The 6,282-nt window shown below is 64.8% G+C and carries 5 protein-coding genes and 1 pseudogene; 4 read left to right on the top strand and 2 right to left on the bottom strand.

The features are described from left to right. Nucleotides 1-276: pseudogene (locus QOJ24_RS00805) on the top strand (hypothetical protein); the annotation flags it as partial. 1 nt (nt 277) lies between these two features. On the opposite strand, the gene QOJ24_RS00810 reads toward QOJ24_RS00805, so the two are convergent. Both QOJ24_RS00810 and QOJ24_RS00815 read right to left on the bottom strand, forming a co-directional pair. Further along, entirely contained in the window at nt 278-1,729 is a 1,452-nt protein-coding gene (locus tag QOJ24_RS00810; protein ID WP_526258158.1) for an amidase, read from the bottom strand. A gap of 265 nt (nt 1,730-1,994) precedes the next feature. Next, nucleotides 1,995-2,435, bottom strand: a complete 441-nt coding sequence (locus tag QOJ24_RS00815; RefSeq protein ID WP_526258166.1) for a hypothetical protein — start codon at nt 2,433-2,435, stop codon at nt 1,995-1,997. 345 nt (nt 2,436-2,780) lie between these two features. Here QOJ24_RS00815 and QOJ24_RS00820 point away from each other — a divergent pair, with 345 nt between their 5' ends. The 3 genes from QOJ24_RS00820 to QOJ24_RS00830 form a co-directional block, all read left to right on the top strand. Continuing rightward, nucleotides 2,781-3,986 (top strand): cytochrome P450, encoded by a 1,206-nt coding sequence (locus QOJ24_RS00820; RefSeq protein WP_526258160.1) that lies wholly within the window; start codon nt 2,781-2,783, stop codon nt 3,984-3,986. 41 nt (nt 3,987-4,027) lie between these two features. Further along, nucleotides 4,028-4,999: an enoyl-CoA hydratase/isomerase family protein gene (locus QOJ24_RS00825; protein WP_526258162.1), complete on the top strand. Its 972-nt coding sequence runs from the start codon at nt 4,028-4,030 to the stop codon at nt 4,997-4,999. Nucleotides 5,000-5,014: 15 nt separating this feature from the next. Further along, the coding region (locus tag QOJ24_RS00830; protein ID WP_526258164.1) for a CoA transferase at nt 5,015-6,282 on the top strand (1,268 nt) is incomplete at its 3' end.

The following is a 6,282-nucleotide window of genomic DNA, read 5'->3' on the forward strand; positions in this document are numbered from 1 at the left end:
GAGAAGTCAGCGGACTGCGTCGACGTCAACGGCATATCCCGGCTGAAGTACTACTACGAGTACGGCGGCAAGGCGCACCTCGACGGCGACATCTACACATTGGTGGTCGACGTGCCCGACGGGCTGCGCTGCCCCGGCCAGGTGCTGCCGTCCCGCGACACCTACACCTGGAACCAGGTCACGCTGGCCGGCGAGATCAACTCCAGCTACGACGTCGGCTGCTTCGGCGGCCCGCCGGGGACGCAGTTCTGGACCTTCGCTTTGCAGCGGCTGTAGCTCACACTCCCGGCGGCGCGACGTATCCGCCGAGCAGTTGTTCGATCAGCCGCGCGACTGCGAGCGTGGTGCGGTCCTCCAAATAGGGTCCGACGATCTGGATGCCGACCGGCAGCCCCGACGGGGTGAATCCGACCGGCACGACGGTGGCGGGTAGATGGGTCAGCGTCGCCAACGCGATCCAGGCCATCAGATCGGTGTACGGCCGGATAGCACCGTCCACGCGGATCACCCGCTTCGGAAACGGCTCGCTGTGATCGTGTGGGATGGCGGGCATCATCGCCACCGGCATCAGCAGGGCGTCCACCCCGACGAAGAACTCCGCCATCAGCGCACGCAACCGCTCGCGTTTCTCTACGGCGAGCGTCCAGTCCCGGTAGCGCTGAGTGGCGAACCGCGCCGTGCGCGCCAACGGGCTGTCGTCGTCCTGCGGTAACGACTCCGCCGTGGCGATCAATTTGTCGAAGGAACGTTCCGCCATGGTGGACAACAAGATCGGATACAAAAAATGCTGATACAGCCGGACCACGTCAGGGAGTACGACAGCGGGCCGGTCCTCGAACACCCGTGCGCCGGCCGACCCCAGCGTGTCCGTCGCCGCCTGCAGCACCGTCCCCACCTCGGTGCCGACGGGATATGCCGGATCGTCGAGCCAGACCGCCAACCGCAGATCGCGCAGTGTCTCGCCGCGCGGACCCGGCAGCTCCAGCCGCCACCCCGCTGCCGCATGGCCTGCCGCGCCCGCGAGCACCCCCAGCGCGAGCTCGAGGTCGGTGACGTCTCGTGCCAGCGGGCCGACGACGGACAGATCGGTCGCGGCTAGCGTGCCCGGTGCAGGCGGCAGATGGCCGGCTTGCGGCACGACGCCCCAGGTGGACTTGTGCCCGCACACTCCGCACCAGTTCGCCGGGAAGCGGATCGAGCCTCCGATGTCGCTTCCCAGCTCGAGCGCCGTCATGCCGACCGCGACCGCGGCCGCCGCGCCACCAGAGGAACCGCCGGTGGTGCGCGTCGTGTCCCACGGATTGTTGCTCGTGCCGAAGATCGGGTTGTACGTCTGCCAGTCACCCGCGAGGGTCGGGGTGTTGGTCTTGCCGAAGATCACCGCGCCCGCACCGCGCAGCCGCCGCACCGCCTCCGCGTCGCGCTCCGGGACATGGTCCCAGGCGGGCAGACCGCACGTGGTTCGCATGCCGGCGGTCTGGTAGGTGTCCTTGACCGTCATCGGCACGCCGTGCAGCGGTCCAATGTCGTCACCGCGGGCCAGCGCCACGTCGGCGGCGTCTGCGGCGACGCGCGCACCATCGGGGTCGACCGTGACGACGGCGTTCAACGGGCCGTTCAGTGCATCGACTCGGGTCAGGTAGTGATCCAGCAATTCGCGGCTTGACAGTTCGCGACGGCGAATGGCCTCGGCCAGCGCATGTGCGGGCTGCAATGCGATGTCAGACATGCCAAACACTCTTTCCTTCAAGCAAAGAGTACAAACGCCCCGACACCGTTCTGCGCTGAAACACTGCACCGGTGATCGTCAGCGCGGGGGACTGCAAACGAGATGACCAAGGGAGATGGTATGCCCCGGTGCGAAGGACAACGACATGAACTTCCCGCCAGAGTGGCGGCTAAGTCGCTCGGGTCGGAAGAAGCCCGCTGCAGACGTGTTGCTGGGACCGCCTTGCCACGGCGACCACCGAGGCTGGCTTGCTGGTTCGAAGTGGCTATTCGTGACCCATGAGAAGGTCCACCGTGCCTGCGGTGATAGGGGTCGGGCTGCCGCAAGCCGGTCCATCGGAGGAACTGATGACCGTTCCTCTAAGCATTTGCGGATCCACCGAGAGCACTAACGTGCCGCTGGCCCATGTGCCGTTCTTGCAGTCGACCGCCTCTTGTCTGTGAGTTGAGCCGGTCCACTGACCGCTCACCAGATGCGTTCGCCAGGTGATGCCGATGTCACCGACCACTTCCCGGCAATCGGGTCCGCAGGAATTGACGGTCCACATCGAGTCAGCCGCTCCTGAATGGTGGCCCGGCGCGAGTCCAGCGTTGCGAATAACATTGTATTTGCCAGCTACGAAATCGTCGGCGTACGCCGGCCCAGCGAAGGCTAGCGCTGCCACCCCCATCGATGCTGCCGACGCCGCAATTCTGACGATCGTCATGCTCTCCCCTTACGCCCCCCGCTCATTGTCGGGGCAGCGCGCGCGCCGCGGCGCACAATCCGCAACATCGCCCGCGGTGTCCGGAAGTGCATAGTTTTGCCGAAGATCACCGGGCGTCGCGCCCCGTCGGGATGAGCGTGACGACGGTCTTCGGCGGGGGTTGAGCGCTTCGACACGGGTCAGGTAGTGCTCCAGCAACTCACGGCTGGACAGGTCTCGGCGTTTGATGGCCTCGGCTAGCGCACGTGCGGGCTGTAAACCGATGTCAGACATGCGGAACGCCCTTTCTTTTAAGCAAAGAGTACAAACAGCCCGAACGCGTTCCGGCGCTGAAACACTGAACCGGTGACGGTCAGCACCGGTAACGACGTCTATTACGACCCCTACGAGGTCGAACTCAACGCCGATCCGTATCCGATGTTTCGCCGGATCCGCGACGATGCCCCGCTCTATTTCAACGAGCGGCATGGCTTCTACGCGCTCAGCCGGTACGACGACGTCGACGCCGCGCTGCACGACCACGAGACGTTCAGCTCCGCGCGCGGTGCGGTGCTCGAGATCATCCAGTCGGGCATGGAAATCCCTTCGGGCACTTTGATCTTCGAGGACCCGCCGATACACAACATCCACCGGAAGCTGCTGTCGCGGATCTTCACGCCGCGCAAGGTCGCGGCGTTGGAGCCGAAGATTCGGGAATTCACCGCACGGTGCCTGGACCCGTTGGTCGGTACCGGCCGGTTCGACTTCGTGCACGACCTGGGCGCGCAGATGCCGATGAAGGTCATCGGGATGCTGCTCGGCATTCCCGAGGAGGACCAGGCCCACGTCGTGGAGCACGGCGACTCGACGCTTCGCACGCAGCGCGGCGGCAAGATGACGGAGAACCCCGACGGCGTCATCGCCACCGGCGAGGTGTTCGCGTCCTACATCGACTGGCGCGCCGAACATCCCTCAGACGACATCATGACCGAATTGTTGACGGCGGAGTTCGCCGACGAGACGGGTGCCACGCGCAGGGTGGGCCGCGACGAACTGCTGCTGTATCTGCAGGTCATTGCGACCGCAGGCAGCGAGACGACGACGCGGCTGTTGGGCTGGGCGGGCAAGGTGCTGGCCGAGCATCCGGATCAGCGGCGCGAGTTGGCGGCGAACAGGACGCTGCTACCTGCCGCGATCGAGAAGCTGCTGCGGTTCGAGCCGCCCGCTCCGCATGTCAGCCGCTACGTGACACGCGACTTGCAGTACTACGGCGAGGCGGTGCCCGCGGGCAGCGCGATGATGCTGATCGTCGGCGCCGCGAATCGGGATCCCCGCAGGTTCGGCGAGGACAGCGAGGAGTTCAACATCCACCGCGAACCCCACCAGCACCTCGCCTTCGGCCTGGGCACCCACTTCTGCCTCGGTAACGCGTTGGCCCGCCTGGAGGGTCGCGTCGCGCTCGACGAAATCCTCGACCGGTTCCCCACGTGGGAGGTCGACCTGACCGGCGCGGAGCTCAGCCCCACATCGACGGTGCGCGGCTGGGAGTCGATGCCTGCCGTCGTGTCCTGACATGCACCAGATTCAGAGATCGATGACACAAGGAGATATGTATGCCTGATTACGACTACGAAGAGATGAAGAAGGAAGCCGAGCAGTACATCAAGTTCGAGAAGGACAAGAAGAACCGCATCGCCTACATCACGTTCGACCGGCCCGATGCGCAGAACTCCACCACGCTGGGTATGCGGCAGAACTATGCCGACCTGATTCACAAGTGCAACGTCGACGACGACGTCAAGGTGGTGGTGATCCGCGGCGAGGGGGAGGATTTCGGCAGCGGCGGCGACCTGCCGGAGCAGCGCGGAATGCTGGAGAACCCCGGCATGCCGCTGCTTCACGAGGTCGCAATCAACGACGACGAGGTGGCTTACCCGCCGGGTGGCTCGTATCGCTACCTGTCAACGGTCACCGACTTCTACGCCAAGGCCAAGGCAGGCAACCGGCCGCTGCAGGAGCTCCGGAAGATCAGCATCATCGAGGCGAAGGGCTACTGCTACGGCTGGCACTTCTACCAGGCAGGCGACGCAGACCTGGTCATCTCCTCCGACGACGCGCTATTCGGCCATCCGGCCTTCCGCTACGTCGGGTGGGGCCCGCGGCTCTGGTGGTGGGCCGAGACGATGGGTTTGCGCAAGTTTTCCGAAATGCTCTTCACCGGAAGGCCATTCAGCGCCAAGGAGATGTACGAGTGCGGCTTCATCAACAGCGTGGTGCCGCGCGAGGCGCTCGAGAAGGAGACCGAGAAGTACGCGCTCGCATGCTCGAAGACGCGTCCAACCGACACCGTCGCTGTGCAGAAGACCTTTCTCGAACTCTATAAGCAGCATAAGGGCGAATACTTCGGCAGCCTGCTCACCGGCATGGTCGAGGGCATGCTTCCGTTGATTCAGAACGACCAGCCCAACGACGTCGACCTCACCGACGGCACCTTCGAGAAGGGCCTCAACAACGTCGTGAAGGACAACGACATGAACTTCCCGCCGGAGTGGAGACTGAGCCGCTCGGGCCGCAAGAAGCCTTGAGCCGCAGGGTGACCCATGTCGGCGCTCAACGGCATCCGGATCGTCGAACTGGCCGAGTCGGTGGCCGGGGAATACTGCGGAAAGCTGCTGGCCGACTTCGGCGCCGAGGTCGTCAAGATTGAAAGGCGGCAAACGGGCAGCCCGACACGGGCGATGACCCCGAGCAGCCTGTTCGCGTATTTGAACACGAACAAGAAGTCTGTCGTGCTCGACGGTGATTCGCTCGACGACGTCATCGCCACCGCAAACGCGGTCATCGACGATCACACGTCGTCGGTCGCGCTGGCACGCCGCCACCCCGAGGTGGTGTTCTGCTCGATCACGCCGTTCGGCATCGACGCACCTGACGAGATGCGTAATGCCAAGAGTATCAATGTGTTCCACGCCAGTGGCTGGGGCCATCACACTCCCAGCCACGTCGATCCCGCACTGCCTCCACTCAAGGGTCCCGGCCGCTTCCTGGCCGATTACGAGGCCGGTCTGGACGCGGCGCTGTGCGTGGTGTCATGTCTGTTCTCTGCTCTTCACCGCGGCGACGGTGAGTTCATCGACGTCTCCGCGCACGCAGTGCTGGTATCGCGGACCGACTGCATACTGGGCCGCTTCATCACCGGTGAGATCGCACCGGTTGGCGGCCGCGACGACTTCGATCAACAGGGGCCCGCGTCCTTCTTCGCCTGCCGCGACGGGCACGTCTACCTCTATATGACCAACGAACACCACTGGGCGCAGCTCAAGGAGCTGATGGGTCGACCGCCGTGGTTGGACGACTTCGACGACGACTGGCTCGAGTTCTCGGTGACACCGGAGAAGGTCGCGACGTTCCACCGCGGCTTCACCCCGTGGATATCTGAGCAGGCCAAGGACGCCGTCGCCGAGACGGCCCAACGCCTTGGCGTGCCGCTGGTTCCGGTGAACTTCATCGAGGATCTGCCGTCGTTGCCGCAGTACCGGCACCGCGGCTTCTTCACAGACGTGGCGCACCCGGTGCTCGGCACGGCGCCATACCCTACGGTGCCGTACCTGATGAGTGCCTCTCCTGCCGAGATGACCAGTTGCGCACCGCATTTGGGACAGCACTCGGCCGAGTTGCGCATCGATACGACATCGCGGGCCCGGTTGAAGGTCAAGTGTGCGCAACTCAAGCAGGCGAAGACATCGCGGGGCGGTCCGCTGGAAGGCGTCCGGGTCGTCGAGCTCACCAAGGTGTGGGCGGGGCCGTATGCGGGCAAGCTGCTGGCATTCCTGGGCGCCGAGGTGATCAAGGTGGAAGACTCGAAGCG

Source organism: Mycobacterium sp. (assembly GCF_032159775.1).
In the GTDB taxonomy this organism is placed as follows: domain Bacteria; phylum Actinomycetota; class Actinomycetes; order Mycobacteriales; family Mycobacteriaceae; genus Mycobacterium.